This window comes from Lysobacter sp. SCRH-1R, assembly GCF_057747855.1.
Genome location: NZ_CM173227.1, coordinates 1,987,586 through 2,003,936, shown reverse-complemented (window position 1 = coordinate 2,003,936; position 16,351 = coordinate 1,987,586). Strand labels below are relative to the sequence as shown.

Here is a 16,351-nt window from a genome sequence, read left to right as displayed (position 1 = left end):
TCCTCAGGCCAGCAACGACTGCAGCAGCGACGCCGCGCCGGTCATCAGCGCACCGCTGCCCGCGAGCACCGCCCACACCACCGCCAGCCGTCGCGCGGCGATGGCCCACAGGAACACGACCAGGTACGCCAGCAGGCCCGTAAGGGCGCCGAGGAATTCCGCGTCGTGGAAGCCGAGTCCCGCCGCGAACAGCAGGCAGGTGGTGAGCGCCACCACGCCCCAGGCGAAGCCGTAGCCGCCCAGCACCGCCGCGCCCACGCGCGATGCGGTACGCAGGCGGTGCGCGGTGATGAAAGAGCGGGCGATCGTGCTGGACATGGCGTCTGGCGGTCCTTGCGTTACGGGTGGCGGCGATCAGAACCGCCAGTTCAGGCTCAGCATGTAGTTGGCCGGCGCACCGTAGAAACCACTGTAGCGCAGCGTATTGATGTACTTCTCGTCGGTCAGGTTGTTGACGTTGAGCCGCAGCGTCGCGTTGGGCACGAAGTCCCACGCCACGAAACCGTTGAGCACCGCGTAGCTGTCCTGGCGAACGGTGAAGCCGTTGCTTTCCACGTTCGAGATGTCGCTTTGCCAGCGTCCGCCGATGCCGTACGACAGCGCCGTGTAACCGGGCATGCGCGCGGTCAGCAGCAGGTTCGCGGTGCGGCGCGGCACCCAGCGGTAGGTGTCGTCGCCGTCCTGGCCGGTCAGCTTCAGCGCCGTGGCGCCAAACACCAGGTCCACGTGATCGGTGAGGCGGCCAGTGACTTCGAACTCGACGCCCCTGGATTCGACGTCCACGCCCGTGTAGTAGTACTGGCCGTGTTGGTTGTAGCCGGCGCCGGTGGCGAGGTTGTCCTGCTTCGCCTGGAACACGGCGAAGGTCGTGAGCAGGCGCTTGTCGAGCCAGTCGGCCTTCACGCCCAGCTCGTAGTTGGTGCCCTTGGTCGGGTCCAGGAAGCGGCCGTCCTGGTCGGACTGGCTCTGCGGGTGGTAGATGTCGGAATAGCTGACGTAGCCGAGCACGTGCTCGTTGAAATCGAACGTCAGGCCGGCGTACGGGCTGGTGTGCCCTTCGGTCTGGTCGAACACGACGCCGTAGTTGATGCCGTCGCGATGGTACTGCGCGTAGTTGAAGCCCAGCACCGCCTTGAAGCGGTCGGTGAGCGCCAGCCGCGTCGCGCCGAACGCGCGCTTCACGCGCTGGTCGAGCACGCTGTAGACCGAGCTTTCGCCCCACTCCGGCTCCGGGATCACGTCGCCGCCCCACGGGAACGCCGGCATGACGATGTAGCCGAACAGATCGCTGTCGTAGACGGCGTTGGCGAATTCGCGGTTGGTCGCTTCGCTCTTCGCCCAGCCCAGGCCGAACATCGCCTCGTGCTCGCGGCCCCACATCGGGAAGCGGCCGTTGACGGTGGCCGTGCCCAGGTGCGAGGTCATTTCATCGTCGCCGCCCCATGGATAACCGTACAGGCCCAGGTTGGTGCCCGGCTCCAGGCCGGTGCCCTGGTAGTCGGTGGCGTAGAAGAGCCTGTCGTCGTTCTCGCTCCGGCGGTAGTCGTACGACAGCTTCAGCTGCCAGTCCATGCCGAGCTGGTGCACGTACTCGACGAACGCGTTCTGGTTGGTCGTGTCCCAGTACGTCCAGTCCTGCGTGGTCGACGCGCTGCGGCTCCATTCGGCCTGCGTGCCATCGGCGTACATGAAGGTCAGCGCGCCCCACATGTTGCCGTCGGTGCGCGCCTCCTGCCACGAATAGCCGAACGTCAGCGTGCCGTTCTCGCCGACCTGGCCGTCGACCACGCCGTAGACGAAATCGCGCTGGTCTTCCTTGCCGCGAAGGTAGGAATCGCCCTGCTCGTGCGCGGCCACCACGCGCCCGGCCCAGGTGCCGTCGGCGGTGAACGGCGTGGAATAGTCGACTTCCGCGCGCAGCGTGTCCCATGACCCGTAGCCGAGGCCGAGCGAGCCGCGGCTGTCGTTGGTTGGACGCTTGCGCACGTAGTTGATGGTGCCGGCCGCATTGCCCACGCCGGTCAGCAGGCCGTTGGCGCCGCGGATGACTTCCAGCTTCTCGTAGCCGGCCATGTCCATCGCGCCGGTGACGATGCCCCAGTCGTTGGGCAGGCCGACGCCGTCGATCTGGGTGTTCTCGATGTCGAAGCCGCGCGAGGTGAAGGTCGTGCGGTTGGTCTCCCACTCGTCCACCTGGATGCCGGTGGCCAGGCGCAGCGCCTCGTTGAGGCTGTCCGTGCCGAACTGCTGCATCTGCACGTTGTCCACCACGCTGATCGACTGCGGCGTGTCCTTGATGTCCAGGTCGAGGTTGGTCGCGCCGTTGCTGACGCGCTGCGCGCGCTGGGCGACGACGAGCACCGCGTCCAGGTCGGTGGCGCTGTCGGCGGACGCATCGGCCGCCTGTGCGGCGTGCGGGACGCCGAGCAGCGCGAAACAGATCGCCAGGCCCAGTCGGTTGGGCGAAACGGGGCGTTGCCGATGGGAAACGGCGAAGGACGAGCGTGCGGAACCGGAAGAAGGCATGTGGGTGTCTGGATGCGAACGGGAATGTGGGGCGAACCCCGCGTTCGCTGACGCCGGTCACATCGACGGCCTTCGCGCAATCAGAGAGGTCCCTGCCTGTTCATTATTAAATGCGAATAATTCTCATTATTCAACAGGCGGGGTTTGCGGGTACGCCCGGACGGCCCAGCGGGCGGCGTTGCCCCGCCCCCTCGAGCGTTGGTAGGAGCGGTTCCGTCAGCCGCCCGGCGCCTCCAACTTCACGCCCTTCCCCGCCGGCCTGCCGAACTCCGGCTGCCCGTCCTTCGTCCAGCGCACCGGCTGCATGCGCGGCGAGCGCTTCGCCGTGCACTTCATGTCGGGGCCTGGATTGGCGTGGTAGACGATCCACGTCGTGCCGTCGGCCGCTTCGAAGAAGCCGTTGTGGCCGGGCGCGTAGACGCTGCGTTCCGCATCCTTCGCCAGCACCGGGCCGGGGACCTTCGTCCACGACGACGCATCCAGCGGATCGCGTCCGGGCGCGGCGCGCAGCAGGCCGATGGCGTAATCGTCCGACCAGCACGCGCTGCCGGAATACGTCAGGAACAGATCGCCGTTGGGACCCTTGAGGAACTCCGGTCCCTCGAGGATCTGCCGCCCGCCCTGGCGCTCCCACGCCTGGTCGGGGCGCGCGATGATCGTTTCCTTGCCGCTGAGCGTCCAAGGATTCGCCATCGCGACGATCGACAGCACGCTGTCGGGTCCCACGTACGGCGAATACACGAAATACCGCTTGCCTTCGTGCACGAACGTGGTGCCGTCGATGCCGGTGTGTTCGGTCTTCAGCTGGCCGCGATCGATCCACTCGCCCTGCGTCGGATCCGCGCCCGCGTTCTCCAGCACGAACACGCCGCGATGCGCGTCGTCGTCGTGGCCGCTCGCGGCGGCGGTGTAGTACAGGTACCACTTGCCATCGATGCGATGCAGTTCCGGCGCCCAGATCGACTGCGCGTTCGGCCCGCTCGCCGGCGGCGTCCACACGGTGGTTTCCGGCGCGTCGGCCAGGCGCGTGAGGTCCGAGGTCTTGCGGATCGTGAGCCGGTCGCCACGCGTGGCCATGTAGTAGTAGGTCGCGCCGTCGCGCACGATCCACGGATCGGGCCCGGACGGCAGCAGCGGATTCTCGAACGTGCCCTGCCCTGCCGCGTTCGCGGCTCCGGCGAGACACAGCATCAACGTGACGGACAGGAGCCCCCGGCATCGGGTCATGCGGCCTTCTCCTTGCGGGATGGAGGAAACGCGTCCGCATCGCGTGCGGCTCGCATTCGTCGCGGCTTCGTGCGGCTTCGTGACGCCGGCACGGAGCATTGCGCGCGGCCATCGACGTAAACATATAATCGGACAATTCGCAAGGCGCCGGACAGGTGCCGCACATTCCCGCCGCACGCGCGGCCTGCATCCGGTCTTCCAACGCCATGAGCGAAACCTCCGACGCCATCGTAGGCATCAACTGGGGCAGTTCGAATTTCCGCGCCCACCTCATCGCGCCCGACGGCTTGGTGCTCGATTCGCTGGAAGCGCCCGCCGGCGTGGCCTCGCTGCAACGCGACGGCATGGCCGGGATGGCCGACCGCGTCCGCGCGCGATGGCCGCACGCCACCCGCGTGTACGCCGCCGGGATGATCGGTTCGAACGTCGGCTGGACCGACGCCGGCTACGCCGACTGCCCCGCCGGAATCGAGCGCCTGTGCGAACGCCTCGTGCCCACGCGCATCGGCGAACTCGCGCTGCACATCGTCCCCGGACTCGCCTGCGTGCGCGGACGCGACGGCGCGCCGGACGTCATGCGCGGCGAGGAAACCGAACTGCTCGGCCTGCACGCCAGCGGCCGGCTCGACGATGCGCCCCTGGTCGCGCTGCCGGGCACGCACACCAAGTGGGTCGCGATCGCGGACGGTCGCGTGGTCGAGTTCATGACCGCGATGTCGGGCGAGGTCTACGACCGGCTCACCGCCGCGGGCCTGCTCGCGTCGATCGTCGAAGGCGCTGGCCGCGATGGCCACGCCTTCCGCGACGGCGTTCGCACGAGTGCGTCGCGCACCCTGGGGCTCGGCGCGCTGCTCTTCGGCGCGCGTGCGCGGGTGATTCGCGGAATGCTCCCGAAGGCGGATGCCAGCGCGTACCTGCGCGGATTGTTGATCGGCTCCGAGATCGCGGATGCGCTGGCGCTGTTTCCACGCCGCGACGACGTCGCGATCCCCCTGGTGGGCTCGCCCGCCGTGTGCGCGCTGTACGCGGCGGCGCTGGAGGAACTGGGACTGACGTCGCGCACCGTGGCGTCGGCCGATGCGATCGCGCGCGGGTTCGTGGAGATCGATGCGCGGGTTCGCGCTCGCTGATCCGCCATCACGCACGCACTCGCGTTGCTCTCGTAGCCGGGGTGAGCGAAGCGCACCCGGAAGGCTTGCCGCACCCCGGGTGCGCTGCGCTTACCCGGGCTACAAAGGCTGGACGAGCCTGGTGATCCGGCGCCGCTGCTTTCGCCCGTTGGCGCACATGGTTTGCGCTTCTTGCCAGATCCTTCACCGCAACCTGTGCGATTGCTGCCCTCACCGTGTTGCGGCGCAACGTGCATATTGTCTGATTATATGTTTTTGTCTGTCCCACGCTGCCAAGGGCCGTGTTCGGGAGGGTCGAGAGTGATGGGGCTTCGCAAGGGGATCGCGGGTTGGTGCATGGGCGCGCTGGCGCTCGCGGCGACGGGTGCCGCAGGCGCCCAGGAACGCACCGTCGTCGGCACGCTGCCGGACGGAACGAAGGTCGAATCGATCACGCTGCGCGACGGCAGCGGCATGCAGGCGCAGCTGTGGACGCTCGGCGCCGCGCTGCACGCGTTGCAGGTGCCCGATCGCGACGGCAAGTACGCCGACGTCATCCTGGCCGACGCCACGCTCGACGCCACGCTCGCCAAGCCGCAGTACTTCGGCACGATCGTCGGCCGCTTCGCCAACCGCATCGCCAAGGGCAGGTTCACGCTCGACGGCAAGCAGTACGCCATTCCGGCCAACGACGGCCCGAACACCCTGCACGGCGGCACGCGCGGCTTCGACAAGGTGGTGTGGGAGGTGGTCGAGGCGAAGCCCGATCGCGCCACGCTGCGCTACGTCAGCCCGGACGGCGACCAGGGCTATCCCGGCAAGCTCACCGTCACCGCGAGCTACGCGCTCGAAGGCGACGGCACGCTCGCCATCGAGTACCGCGCGACCACCGACGCGCCGACCATCGTCAACCTGAGCAACCACGCGTACTGGAACCTCTCCGGCGAAGGTTCGGGCACGGCGATGGACCACGAACTCACCATCGCCGCCGATGCGTACACGCCGGTCGACGAGACGCTCATCCCCACCGGCGAAGTCGTGCCGGTCGCGGGCACCGTGTTCGATTTCCGCACCGCCAAGCCGATCGGCCGCGACCTTCGCACCGGTTCGGAACCGCAGTTGCTGCGCGGCCGTGGCTACGACCACAACTGGGTCGTCAGCCGCAGCATCGCGAAGCAGCCGCGTGAGGTCGCGCGTGTGCACGACCCGCGCTCCGGCCGCGTGATGACGCTGTCGTCCGCGCAGCCGGGATTGCAGTTCTATTCCGGCAACTTCCTCGACGGCACCACGGTCGGCAAGCGCGGCCAGGTGTATCGCCAGGGCGATGCCTTCGTGCTCGAACCGCAGTTGTTCCCCGACACGCCGAACCAGCCGTCCTTCGGTTCGGCGCGGCTTGTTCCGGGCAAGCAGTACGTGAACCGCATGGTCTACCGCTTCACCACCGATCAGGGCGCCCGCGCGAAGCCGTAAACCGGCCCCCACGCGGTCCATTGCCACCTGCCACGCGACGGCCACGGCCGTCGTGGATGCCGGAGGCATGCCCGTCAGAACGCAGAACACAGCAGAACGCATACGCAGAAAGGAGATGCTCCCGATGTTGAAATGGCTACCGCAACGATTCGCCTCGCTGGTGCTGGCTGCCGTCGTGCTGGCGGGCGCGCCCCTCGCGCATGCGGCCGACGGCGAACGCTGGTCGCAGGCCGAAGCGAACGCCTGGTACGCGAAGCAGCCGTGGCTGGTCGGCAGCAACTACATCCCGGCCAACGCGATCAACCAGCTGGAGATGTGGCAGGCCGACACGTTCGATCCCAAGCGCATCGACCTGGAACTGGGCTGGGCGCAGGACATGGGCATGAACACCATGCGCGTGTTCCTGCACGACATGGCCTGGCACCAGGACCCGAAGGGCTTCAAGGCGCGCCTGGAAACCTTCCTGCAAATCTCCGCCAGGCATGGCATCAAGCCGATGCTGGTGCTGTTCGATTCGTGCTGGGATCCGGATCCGAAGCTCGGCCCGCAGCGTCCGCCGATTCCCGGCGTGCACAACTCCGGCTGGGTGCAGGGTCCGGGCACGGCCGCGCTGGACGATCCGAAGCAGCACGCGCGCCTTGAGGCGTACGTGAAGGACATCGTCGGCAGCTTCGCCAAGGACGATCGCGTGCTCGCCTGGGATATCTGGAACGAGCCGGACAACGAAGGCGGCGGCAGCGGCTTCTACCAGCCGGGCGAAAGCAAGCACAAGTTCGACCGCGTCGCCGAACTGCTGCCGAAGGCGTTCGCCTGGGCCCGCACGCAGAAGCCGACCCAGCCGCTCACCAGCGGCCTGTGGCACAACCCCGACTGGAACAAGCTCGAAGGCCTGAACCGCGTCGAGAAGGCGCAGATCGAGCTGTCCGACGTCATCTCGTTCCACACCTACGCTTGGCCGGAGGATTTCGCCCAGCGCGTGCAGGAGCTGCAGGTCTACGGCCGGCCGCTGCTGTGCACCGAATACCTCGCGCGCGGCGCCGGTTCGACCATCGACGGCGTGCTGCCGGTGGCGAAGAAGCTCAACGTCGGCATGTACAACTGGGGCTTCGTCGACGGCAAGACGCAGACGCGCTTCCCGTGGGATTCGTGGGAGCGTCCGTACACGCAGAAGCCGCCGACGCTGTGGTTCCACGATCTGCTGCATGGCGATGGAAAGCCGTATCGCGCGCGCGAGATCGAGATCATCCGCGCCCTCACCCGCGCCCCGAAGAACGAAGTTCCCGCCCTCTGATCCGTGATCCGCGCGCGGCCCCGTGGCCGCCGCGGACACCCACGCCATTCGTCCGGAGACGATCCCATGAACCGCCGCTTCCCACGTTCGCTGCTGTCGCTGTCGATCCTGTCCGCGCTGGTGCTGCCGCCGCTGGCGCACGCGCAGGACGCCACCACCGGCGCCGCCGACGCCACCGCCCAGCAGGCGCAACCGGCCTCGTCGCAGGAAGCGACCCAACTGGACACCGTCACGGTGACCGCGCTGCGCCAGAGCCTGGAAACCGCGCAGGCCCTCAAGCAGGACGCGGCCATGGTCGTGGATTCGATCGTCGCCGAGGACATCGGCAAGCTGCCCGACAACAGCGTCGCCGACGCGCTGCAACGCGTCACCGGCGTGCAGATCGCGCAGGGCAACCAGGGCGAGACCACGAACGTCGTGATCCGCGGCCTGCCCAACGTCATCACCACGCTCAACGGCCGCGAGATCTTCTCCAGCTCCGGCCGTGGCTTCGCATTCCAGAACCTGCCGGCGACCGCGGTCAGGACGCTCAGCGTGTACAAGACATCCGAGGCCTCCCTCCCTCTCGGCGGCATTGCCGGTCTTGTGGACATCCAGCTGCGCCGTCCGTTCGATTTCGATGGCCGCGAGATCGCCGGCACCTATACCGCCACCCACAGCGAGTACGGCGGCAGCGTCGATCCGAACGCGAGCCTGATGCTCAGCGATCGCTGGGACACCGACGCCGGCGAGTTCGGCGCGCTGGTCAACTTCGGCTACCAGGCGAAGGAATACGCGTACGACGCGGTGTGGGGCGATTTCCCGAAGGTCGTCACCGACGGCACGGGCGAGCCGATCCGCACCGCCGACGGCAACCTGATCGCTGCGCCCAACGGCTGGGGCACCTCCTACAACGACGGCTACCGCGAGCGCGGCGCATTCAACTACGCGTTGCAGTGGAAGCCGCGCGAGGACACCGAGATCTACCTGGAAGGCCTGTACGACTGGGTGCGCGACAGCTATTCCAACGCGTTCTACTTCACCTTCCCGGTCGGCGTGGTGACGCCGTCGCAGCTCGGCGTGACCGGCCACTGCTATCCGAACCAGCTCGACGGCCCGCTGGCCGGGCAGACCATCTGCGATGCCTCCAACGGCGTGTGGACCGGCGACACGTACGCCGCGACCAGCACGCAGGCGCACAAGCAGCGCGGGCAGGACATCCAGAACGCGCTCGGCGTGAAGTGGGATGGCGACCAGCTGCACCTGTCCACCGAGTTCTCGCGCACGTCGGGTTACTACCGCGACGAGAACTTCATCATCGACACCTTCCTCTCCGGTCCGATCACCACCGTCTGGGAAGGCACCTCCGGCCGCCACCAGAACTGGTACCTGCAGGGCGATCCGGCGCTGGATCCCTCGCGCTTCTACCTCAACGGCCTGTTCCAGACCTGGGGCTATTCGTACGGCGAGGAGAACGCCTGGCGCGGCGACGGCCGTTTCGACTTCATCGAAGGTCCGATCGCGTCGCTGCAGTTCGGCCTGCGCTACGCCGACCGCAGCGCGCAGGCGAAGGGCTCCGTCGAGATCTCCACGCCGCCGCCGGGCGGCGCCGGCACCGGCAACATCACGGCCAATCCGAACCCGGACAACCAGGTCATCGCGCGCCTGCCGGGCATGGACTTCTTCTGCAGCAAGCGCGGCAACGACGCCCTGCACCAGAGCTGGCTGACGCCGTGCTACGACACGCTGATCGACAGCGCCGACTACCTGCGCCAGCTGTACGGCCTGGACCCGGGCCTGGCGGCGGAAAACCCCGGCCGCTTCTTCGACATCGGCGAGGAAAAGCTCGCCGGCTACCTGCAGGCGAAGTACGACACCGAGATGTTCGGCCTGCGCGTCGACGGCCTGGTCGGCGTTCGCGTCGAGCGCGTGGAGCGCGACCTCAACGCGTTCTCCTTCGATGCCTCCACCGGCGTCTACAGTCCGATCTCGCGCAACACCAAGGACACCAACACGCTGCCCAACGCCAGCATGAACCTGCACTTCAACGATGAGTGGCAGCTTCGACTGGTCGCGGCGAAGACGCTGAGCTATCCGGATTTCGGCGCGCTCAATCCGTCGACCTCGCTCAACCCGGGCACGATCAACCGCGCCGGCATCGCCTCGTCCGGCAACCCGGACCTGACGCCGATCGAGTCGATGAACTACGACGCGTCGCTGGAGTGGTACTTCTCGCCGGTGGGCTACACCAGCCTGGGCCTGTTCTATCGCGACATCGACGGCTACATCCAGAACTACGTCACCAACGTCGTCATCGGCGGCGAGGACTTCGAACTGTCGTCCCCGCAGAGCGCCGGTAGCGGCCACCTGCAGGGCGTCGAGTTCGCCTGGCAGCAGACCTTCGACTTCCTGCCCGGCGCGTGGAGCGGTCTGGGCGCGCAGTTCAACTACACCTACATCGACGGTTCGACGCGTTCGCCGGCTTTCATCGGCGGCCCGGAAATCGAACAGCCGCTGCAGAACGTGTCGAAGAACAACTACAACGCGGTGCTGTTCTACGAGAACTTCGGCATCTCGGCGCGCCTGGCCTACGGTTACCGCAGCCGCTACATCGACTTCTTCACCCAGCCCACCGTGGCCGGCAACGAAGACCAGGTCGAACCGGCCAGCTCGCTGGACTTCTCGGTCAGCTACGACGTGACGCCGCGCCAGACGGTCATCCTCTCGGCGACCAACCTGCTGGGCAACAACCTGCACCAGTTCTGGGGCGATGGCGACACGCGTCCGCGCGACATCCGCTTCCAGGACCGCACCATCGGCCTGGGCTACCGGTTCAAGCTGTGATGCGACGCGCGCCCTCCCCCGCGCTCGCGCTGCTCGCCGCGTCCGTGCTGCTGTGCACGGGCGCGGCGATGGCCGACGCGCCGGATGACGTGGTCGGGCAGAAGCTCGCCCCGGGCATCGGTTATGCGTCGGCGGTGAAGCTCGCGCACCAGTCGAACGCCGACGACAACGGCCGCCTGCTGCTGGTGTACGAGCCGTCCGGTCCGGGCAACGTGCCGCTGTTCGAAAGCCGCGACGATGGCGACAGTTTCAAGCGCATCGGCTCGGTCGACGAAACGGCGCATCGCGGCGACCGCTCCTGGGCCCTGCGCTGGCAGCCGCACCTGAGCGAACTGGCGCGCAGCAGCGGCGATCTTCCCGCAGGCACGCTGCTGCTGGCGGCGAACGCGATCCGTCGCGACGGCGGCGAGCGCATCACCGACCAGGACCTGCAGCTCTACGCCAGCCGCGACGGCGGCAAGACGTGGACGTATCGCAGCAGCATCGTGAAGGGCGGCGGCCAGCCCTCGGACCGCTTGAACAAGGGCGTGTGGGAGCCGTACATCGTCGTGCTCGACGACGGCCGCATGGTGGTCTTCTACTCGACCGAACAGCACAAGGCACAGGGCTTCAACCAGTTGCTCGCGCATCGGGTGTCGACCGACGGCGGACGCACCTGGGGCAAGGAAGTCTTCGACGTCGCGCTTCCGGGCGGCGTGGAGCGTCCGGGCATGGCGATCGTCGAACGCATTCCCGGCCGCGGCTACGCGATGGTCTACGAGAACATCGACAACACCGGCGGCGCACGCAACGGCCAGGTGCACATCAAGTTCAGCCGCGACGGGCTGGACTGGGGCGACGCGGCCGATCGCGGCACGCCGATCCAGACCGCGTCCGGCGCGTATCCGTCCGCCTGCCCGACGATCCGCTGGTTGCCCGGCGAAACGCCCGACGGCGTGATCGTCGTCGCCGCGCAACGCGCCGGCGGTGGCGGCGACGCAGGCGGACGCACGTTCTACTGGAACGCCGACGGCGGTCGCGGCCCGTGGTGGGAAGCCGGCGCGCCGGTGCGCAAGCGCACGGGCAACATCCACGCGGGCTGGACGCAGGCGATGATTCCGCGCGACGACGGCACGCTGCTGCACGTCACCTCGTCCTCCACCGCGAACGCACCCGCGCCCGACGAGACCAACGAGATCCTGTTCGCGTCGGCGCCACTCGCGCTCGACCGCTATGAAGCCGAAGACGCCGTGCGTCGCGGCGGCGCGCAGATCGACAACGTGGACGCGTCGGCCTATCGCAAGGTACGCCTGGCCAGCGGCCCGGATGCGGCGCTGGCCTTCGACGTGGTCGTCGGCGAGGCCGGCCCGCGCGAGATCACCGTGCGCTTCGCCGACATCGGTTTCGCCGCCGCGCCGCGACTGCGCGTCAACGGCGATGCGGCGGCCGGCGGCGTCGAGCCCACCAGCGCCGAAGGCTGGCGCGAGGCGCGATTCACCGCGCCGCTCAAGGCCGGGCACAACCGCATCGTCGTGTCGAACCCGGAACGCCCGCTGGATTACGACTACCTCGCGATCGGCGGGCCGGTGTCGCCATGAACCTCGAAGCGGTACGTGCAACCGAACTCATGCTATACCCCTATTGTCGGATAATAGGAGCGACGCCGGATGCGTCGCGGAGGGGGATCAGTGAGACAGATCGCGGTACGGAACCTGCACAACCAGGTCATCCAGGAAATCGGCCGGATGATCGTGAGCGGCGAGATCAAGCCGGGCGAACTGCTGCCGCGCGAGGAAGCGCTGGCGCAGCGCATGGCGGTCAGCCGCACGGCACTGCGCGAGGCGCTGAAGGTGCTCGGTTCCAAGGGCTTGATCGAGACCAGGCAGAAGACCGGCTCGCGCGTGCGCGACACGCGCTACTGGAACCAGCTCGACGCGGACATCCTGGCGTGGCGCTGCGCGTCGATGCCGACGGAGGACTTCGTCGAGAAGCTGGTGGAGATGCGCGAGATCATCGAACCGGCTGCCGCAGCCGCGGCGGCGCGCAAGCGCACGCCGGAGCAGCTGGCGCGCATCAAGGCCGCGTACGAGGCGATGGCGGCGGCGCAGGATCTCGACGCCTGGGCGAAGGCCGACCTGGAATTCCACGAGTGCGTGCTCGACGCGGCCAACAACGAGCTGATGGGCTCGCTGTTCTCGGTGATCGACACGGCGCTGGGCGCGTACTTCCTGCTGTCGGCGAAGACCGCGGTGGATTTCAAGTATTCGCTGCCGCGGCATTTCGCGGTGTACGACGCGATCCGGCTGAAACGGCCCGAATCCGCGCGCGAGGCGATGCACGGCATGATCGTGGACTCGCGCGCGAACATCAAACGACGAGGGCGCGCGCGCAAGACGGCTCGCTAGCCCGGGACACGCAACCCCACACATCGACGGAGTGCGCATGAGCACCGCCTGGCTGCAACCCCTTCCCCTGGTTGCGATCCTGCGGGGGCTCACCCCGCAGGACGCGTTGCCGGTGGGAACCGCGCTGTTCGAGGCCGGTTTCCGCGCACTCGAAGTTCCGCTCAACTCGCCGCAGCCGCTGGAGAGCATCGCGTTGCTCGCGCGCGAGTTCGGCGACCGCGCCCTCGTCGGCGCCGGCACCGTGCTCACGCCCGACCAGGTGTCGCAGGTGAAGGACGCCGGCGGAAAACTCATCGTCATGCCGCACGGCGACACGACCGTGGTCCGCGCCGCGAAGGCCGCCGGCATGGTCTGCACGCCGGGCGTGGCGACGCCGACCGAAGCCTTCGCCGCGCTCGCCGCGGGCGCCGATGCGCTGAAGCTTTTTCCCGCCGAACAACTCCCGCCCTCCGTGTTGAAGGCATGGTCGAGCGTGCTGCCCAAGGGCACCGCGCTGCTGCCCGTGGGCGGCATCACGCCCGACAACATGGCGCCCTACCGCAAGGCCGGCGCGGCCGGCTTCGGCATCGGCTCGGCGCTGTATTCGCCCGGCATCGACGCGAACGAAGTCGCGCGTCGCGCACGCGCCTTCGTCGATGGCTGGAATTCCATCAACCGCACCTGACCGACGCAAGCAACGAGCACGGACCCCCACGCATGAAGATCACCGCCATCACCACTTTCCTCGTGCCGCCGCGCTGGTGTTTCGTGCGCATCGACACCGACGCCGGTATCACCGGCTGGGGAGAGCCCATCGTCGAAGGTCGCGCGCACACCGTCGCCGCCGCCGTGGACGAGCTGTCCGATTACCTGATCGGCAAGGACCCGCGTTTCATCGAGGACCACTGGAACGTCATGTACCGCGGCGGTTTCTATCGCGGCGGCCCGATCCTGATGAGCGCCCTGGCCGGCATCGACCAGGCGCTGTGGGACATCCACGGAAAGGCGCTCGGCGTGCCGGTGCACGCGTTGCTCGGCGGCCAGGTGCGCGATCGCATCCGCGTGTATTCGTGGATCGGCGGCGACCGTCCCGCCGAAACCGCACGCGCCGCGAAGGACGCCGTCGCGCGCGGCTTCAGCGCGGTCAAGATGAACGCCACCGAGGAAGTGCAGTTCGTCGACACGCACGAGAAGGTCTCGCGCGTGCTTGAAAACGTGCAGGCCGTGCGCGATGCCGTCGGCCGCGAAGTCGGCCTCGCGGTGGATTTCCACGGCCGCGTGCACAAGCCGATGGCGAAGGTCCTGATGCGCGAACTGGCGCCGTTCGGCCTGATGTTCATCGAGGAGCCGGTACTGTCCGAACACCTGGAATGCATCCCGGAACTCGCCGCGCTCTCCCCTGCCCCGATTGCGCTGGGCGAGCGGCTGTATTCGCGGTACGACTTCAAGCGCGTGCTGCAGACCGGCGGCGTGGACATCATCCAGCCCGATCCCTCGCATTCGGGCGGCATCACCGAAACCCGCAAGATCGCCGCGATGGCCGAAGCCTTCGACGTCGCGCTCGCGCTGCATTGCCCGCTCGGCCCGATCGCGCTGGCGGCGAACCTGCAGCTGGATGCGGTCTGCTACAACGCTTTCATCCAGGAACAGAGCCTGGGCATCCATTACAACGCGAACAACGACCTGCTCGATTACCTTACCGATCGCGCGCCGTTCGCCTACGAAGGCGGCTACGTCGCGATCCCGCAGGGCCCGGGCCTGGGCATCGAGATCAACCAGGACTACGTGAACGAACGCGCCGCGGAAGGCCACCGCTGGCGCAATCCGATCTGGCGCCACGCCGACGGCAGCGTGGCGGAGTGGTGAGCACCATGACGATGGCGACCTACCCCAGCCTCGCGGGCCGCGCGGTCCTGATCACCGGCGGCGCGACCGGCATCGGCGCGGGCTTCGTCGAGCATTTCGCGCGACAGGGCGCACGCGTCGCCTTCCTCGACATCGACGATGAAGGCGCGCGCGCACTGATCGATGCGTTGGCGGACGTCGAACACGCGCCCGTGTACCTGCGCTGCGACGTCACCGATCTCGACGCGCTGCACGGCGCGATCACGCAGGCGCGCGAACGCATCGGCCGCATCGGCGTGCTGGTCAACAACGCGGCGAACGACGTGCGCCAAGCCTTCGGCAGAACGACGCCAGCCGATTTCGAACGCAACATCGCCGTCAACCTGCGTCATCAGTATTTCGCGACGCAGGCCGTCGTCGACGACATGCGCGCGCTCGGCGGTGGTTCGGTGATCTGCCTGGGCTCGACCGGCTGGATGATCAAGAACGCGGGCTACCCGATGTACGCGATGGCGAAATCCGCCGTGCACGGACTGGTGAACGGACTGGCGCGCGAACTCGGCCGCGACCGCATCCGCATCAACGCGCTCGTGCCGGGCTGGGTGATCACCGAGAAGCAGCAGCGCCTGTGGCTCGACGCCGAAGGCGAGGCGCAGATCGCGCGTTCGCAATGCCTGCCGGGCCACCTGAAGGCGGAGGACCTGGCGCGCATGGCGCTGTTCCTCGCCGCCGACGACAGCCGCATGTGCACCGGCCAGGACTTCATCGTCGACGGAGGCTGGGTTTGAACAGCGGCGTCCGCGTCGCGGTGCAGACGGGCAACCGGCTCGGCGAAGGCGTCGTGTGGTGCGACCGCGCGCAGGCGCTGTACTGGACCGACATCCACGCCTCGATGCTGTGGCGCTACGTGCCCGCCGACGGGACGGTGCGCAGCTGGCCGATGCCGGAGCGCCTGGCGTCGTTCGCGTTGTGCGTCGCCGATGGCTGGCTGCTGCTCGCACTGGCCTCGCGGCTTGCGTTCTTCAATACGGTCAGCGGCGAGGTCCGCGACATCCGCACGCTTCCCATCGCACCGGACACGCGCGCGAACGACGGCGCCTGCGACCGCCAGGGACGTTTCGTCTTCGGCACCTTGCACGAACCCGCGCAGGGGCCGAAGCAGGCGGTCGGTACGTTCCTGCGACTCGACGCGGACCTTCAGCTGCACGAGTTGCCGCTGCCGCGCGTCGCGATCGCCAACTCGGTCGCCTTCAGTCCCGACGGCGCCACGATGTACTTCTGCGATTCGCTGCAGAAGAAGATCCTGCGCTGCGAGTATGGCGATGAGGTCGGCAGCGTCTCGACCTTCGTCGATCTCACCGCGCTGGAAGGCGGCGAGCCCGACGGCTCGTGCGTCGACCGCGAAGGCGGCGTGTGGAACGCGCAATGGGGCGCGTCGCGCGTCGTGCGCTATCGCACCGATGGCGTGGAGGATCGCGTCGTCGCGATGCCCACCGTGCAGCCCACGCGCCCCGCGTTCGGCGGCCCGGCACTGTCCACGCTGTACGTCACCAGTGCGCACGACGGCCTGACCGACGTTGCGCGCTCCATCGATCGCCATGCCGGCGACGTGTTCGCGTTCGAGCCCGGCCTCAAAGGCCTGCGCGAGCCGCGTTTCGCCGGCGACCCCGATGCCGCGCCGCGTCGCTGACGCCGCG

13 protein-coding genes are annotated in these 16,351 nt (G+C 68.1%); 10 read left to right on the top strand and 3 right to left on the bottom strand.

Annotation, left to right across the window (positions count from 1 at the left end):
* Positions 1–3: 3 nt before the first annotated feature.
* The 3 genes from AC3ANK_RS08945 to AC3ANK_RS08935 form a co-directional block, all read right to left on the bottom strand.
* Positions 4–318 (bottom strand): iron uptake protein, encoded by a 315-nt coding sequence (locus AC3ANK_RS08945; protein ID WP_206860478.1) that lies wholly within the window; start codon positions 316–318, stop codon positions 4–6.
* Between the two features lie 36 nt (positions 319–354).
* A complete protein-coding gene (locus AC3ANK_RS08940) occupies positions 355–2,526 on the bottom strand; it encodes a TonB-dependent siderophore receptor (RefSeq protein ID WP_484172787.1) in 2,172 nt (723 codons plus the stop codon).
* A 216-nt stretch (positions 2,527–2,742) separates the two neighbouring features.
* Positions 2,743–3,753: a glycoside hydrolase family 43 protein gene (locus AC3ANK_RS08935; RefSeq protein WP_484172786.1), complete on the bottom strand. Its 1,011-nt coding sequence runs from the start codon at positions 3,751–3,753 to the stop codon at positions 2,743–2,745.
* 206 nt (positions 3,754–3,959) lie between these two features.
* Here AC3ANK_RS08935 and AC3ANK_RS08930 point away from each other — a divergent pair, with 206 nt between their 5' ends.
* From AC3ANK_RS08930 to AC3ANK_RS08885, 10 genes are all read left to right on the top strand, one after another.
* Entirely contained in the window at positions 3,960–4,883 is a 924-nt protein-coding gene (locus AC3ANK_RS08930; protein WP_484172785.1) for a 2-dehydro-3-deoxygalactonokinase, read from the top strand.
* 336 nt (positions 4,884–5,219) lie between these two features.
* On the top strand, positions 5,220–6,332 hold the full coding sequence (locus AC3ANK_RS08925; protein WP_484172784.1) for an aldose epimerase family protein: 1,113 nt from the start codon (positions 5,220–5,222) through the stop codon (positions 6,330–6,332).
* A gap of 124 nt (positions 6,333–6,456) precedes the next feature.
* A complete protein-coding gene (locus tag AC3ANK_RS08920; protein ID WP_484172783.1) occupies positions 6,457–7,623 on the top strand; it encodes a cellulase family glycosylhydrolase in 1,167 nt (388 codons plus the stop codon).
* A gap of 66 nt (positions 7,624–7,689) precedes the next feature.
* The gene (locus AC3ANK_RS08915) at positions 7,690–10,446 is read left to right on the top strand and encodes a TonB-dependent receptor (RefSeq protein WP_484172782.1); all 2,757 of its coding nucleotides are present in this window, start codon (positions 7,690–7,692) and stop codon (positions 10,444–10,446) included.
* Positions 10,446–12,023, top strand: a complete 1,578-nt coding sequence (locus AC3ANK_RS08910) for a sialidase family protein (RefSeq protein WP_484172781.1) — start codon at positions 10,446–10,448, stop codon at positions 12,021–12,023. Before AC3ANK_RS08915 ends, AC3ANK_RS08910 begins: the two co-directional genes overlap by 1 nt.
* 90 nt (positions 12,024–12,113) lie before the next feature.
* Positions 12,114–12,830: a FadR/GntR family transcriptional regulator gene (locus AC3ANK_RS08905; protein WP_320415154.1), complete on the top strand. Its 717-nt coding sequence runs from the start codon at positions 12,114–12,116 to the stop codon at positions 12,828–12,830.
* 37 nt (positions 12,831–12,867) lie between these two features.
* On the top strand, positions 12,868–13,494 hold the full coding sequence (locus AC3ANK_RS08900; protein WP_484172780.1) for a 2-dehydro-3-deoxy-6-phosphogalactonate aldolase: 627 nt from the start codon (positions 12,868–12,870) through the stop codon (positions 13,492–13,494).
* 32 nt (positions 13,495–13,526) lie between these two features.
* Entirely contained in the window at positions 13,527–14,675 is a 1,149-nt protein-coding gene (gene dgoD, locus AC3ANK_RS08895) for a galactonate dehydratase (protein WP_206860468.1), read from the top strand.
* Positions 14,676–14,680: 5 nt separating this feature from the next.
* The gene (locus AC3ANK_RS08890) at positions 14,681–15,442 is read left to right on the top strand and encodes an SDR family NAD(P)-dependent oxidoreductase (RefSeq protein WP_484172779.1); all 762 of its coding nucleotides are present in this window, start codon (positions 14,681–14,683) and stop codon (positions 15,440–15,442) included.
* Positions 15,439–16,344: an SMP-30/gluconolactonase/LRE family protein gene (locus AC3ANK_RS08885; RefSeq protein WP_484172778.1), complete on the top strand. Its 906-nt coding sequence runs from the start codon at positions 15,439–15,441 to the stop codon at positions 16,342–16,344. The genes AC3ANK_RS08890 and AC3ANK_RS08885 overlap by 4 nt, the downstream gene beginning before the upstream one ends.
* The last annotated feature ends 7 nt before the right edge of the window (positions 16,345–16,351 follow it).

Excerpts from the sequence above, each read along its gene's own strand:
- AC3ANK_RS08945 (WP_206860478.1), bottom strand. The coding sequence starts at position 318 with ATGTCCAGCACGATCGCCCGCTCTTTCATCACCGCGCACCGCCTGCGT.
- AC3ANK_RS08940 (WP_484172787.1), bottom strand. The coding sequence starts at position 2,526 with ATGCCTTCTTCCGGTTCCGCACGCTCGTCCTTCGCCGTTTCCCATCGG.
- AC3ANK_RS08935 (WP_484172786.1), bottom strand. The coding sequence starts at position 3,753 with ATGACCCGATGCCGGGGGCTCCTGTCCGTCACGTTGATGCTGTGTCTC.
- AC3ANK_RS08930 (WP_484172785.1), top strand. The coding sequence starts at position 3,960 with ATGAGCGAAACCTCCGACGCCATCGTAGGCATCAACTGGGGCAGTTCG.
- AC3ANK_RS08925 (WP_484172784.1), top strand. The coding sequence starts at position 5,220 with ATGGGCGCGCTGGCGCTCGCGGCGACGGGTGCCGCAGGCGCCCAGGAA.
- AC3ANK_RS08920 (WP_484172783.1), top strand. The coding sequence starts at position 6,457 with ATGTTGAAATGGCTACCGCAACGATTCGCCTCGCTGGTGCTGGCTGCC.
- AC3ANK_RS08915 (WP_484172782.1), top strand. The coding sequence starts at position 7,690 with ATGAACCGCCGCTTCCCACGTTCGCTGCTGTCGCTGTCGATCCTGTCC.
- AC3ANK_RS08910 (WP_484172781.1), top strand. The coding sequence starts at position 10,446 with ATGCGACGCGCGCCCTCCCCCGCGCTCGCGCTGCTCGCCGCGTCCGTG.
- AC3ANK_RS08900 (WP_484172780.1), top strand. The coding sequence starts at position 12,868 with ATGAGCACCGCCTGGCTGCAACCCCTTCCCCTGGTTGCGATCCTGCGG.
- dgoD (WP_206860468.1), top strand. The coding sequence starts at position 13,527 with ATGAAGATCACCGCCATCACCACTTTCCTCGTGCCGCCGCGCTGGTGT.
- AC3ANK_RS08890 (WP_484172779.1), top strand. The coding sequence starts at position 14,681 with ATGACGATGGCGACCTACCCCAGCCTCGCGGGCCGCGCGGTCCTGATC.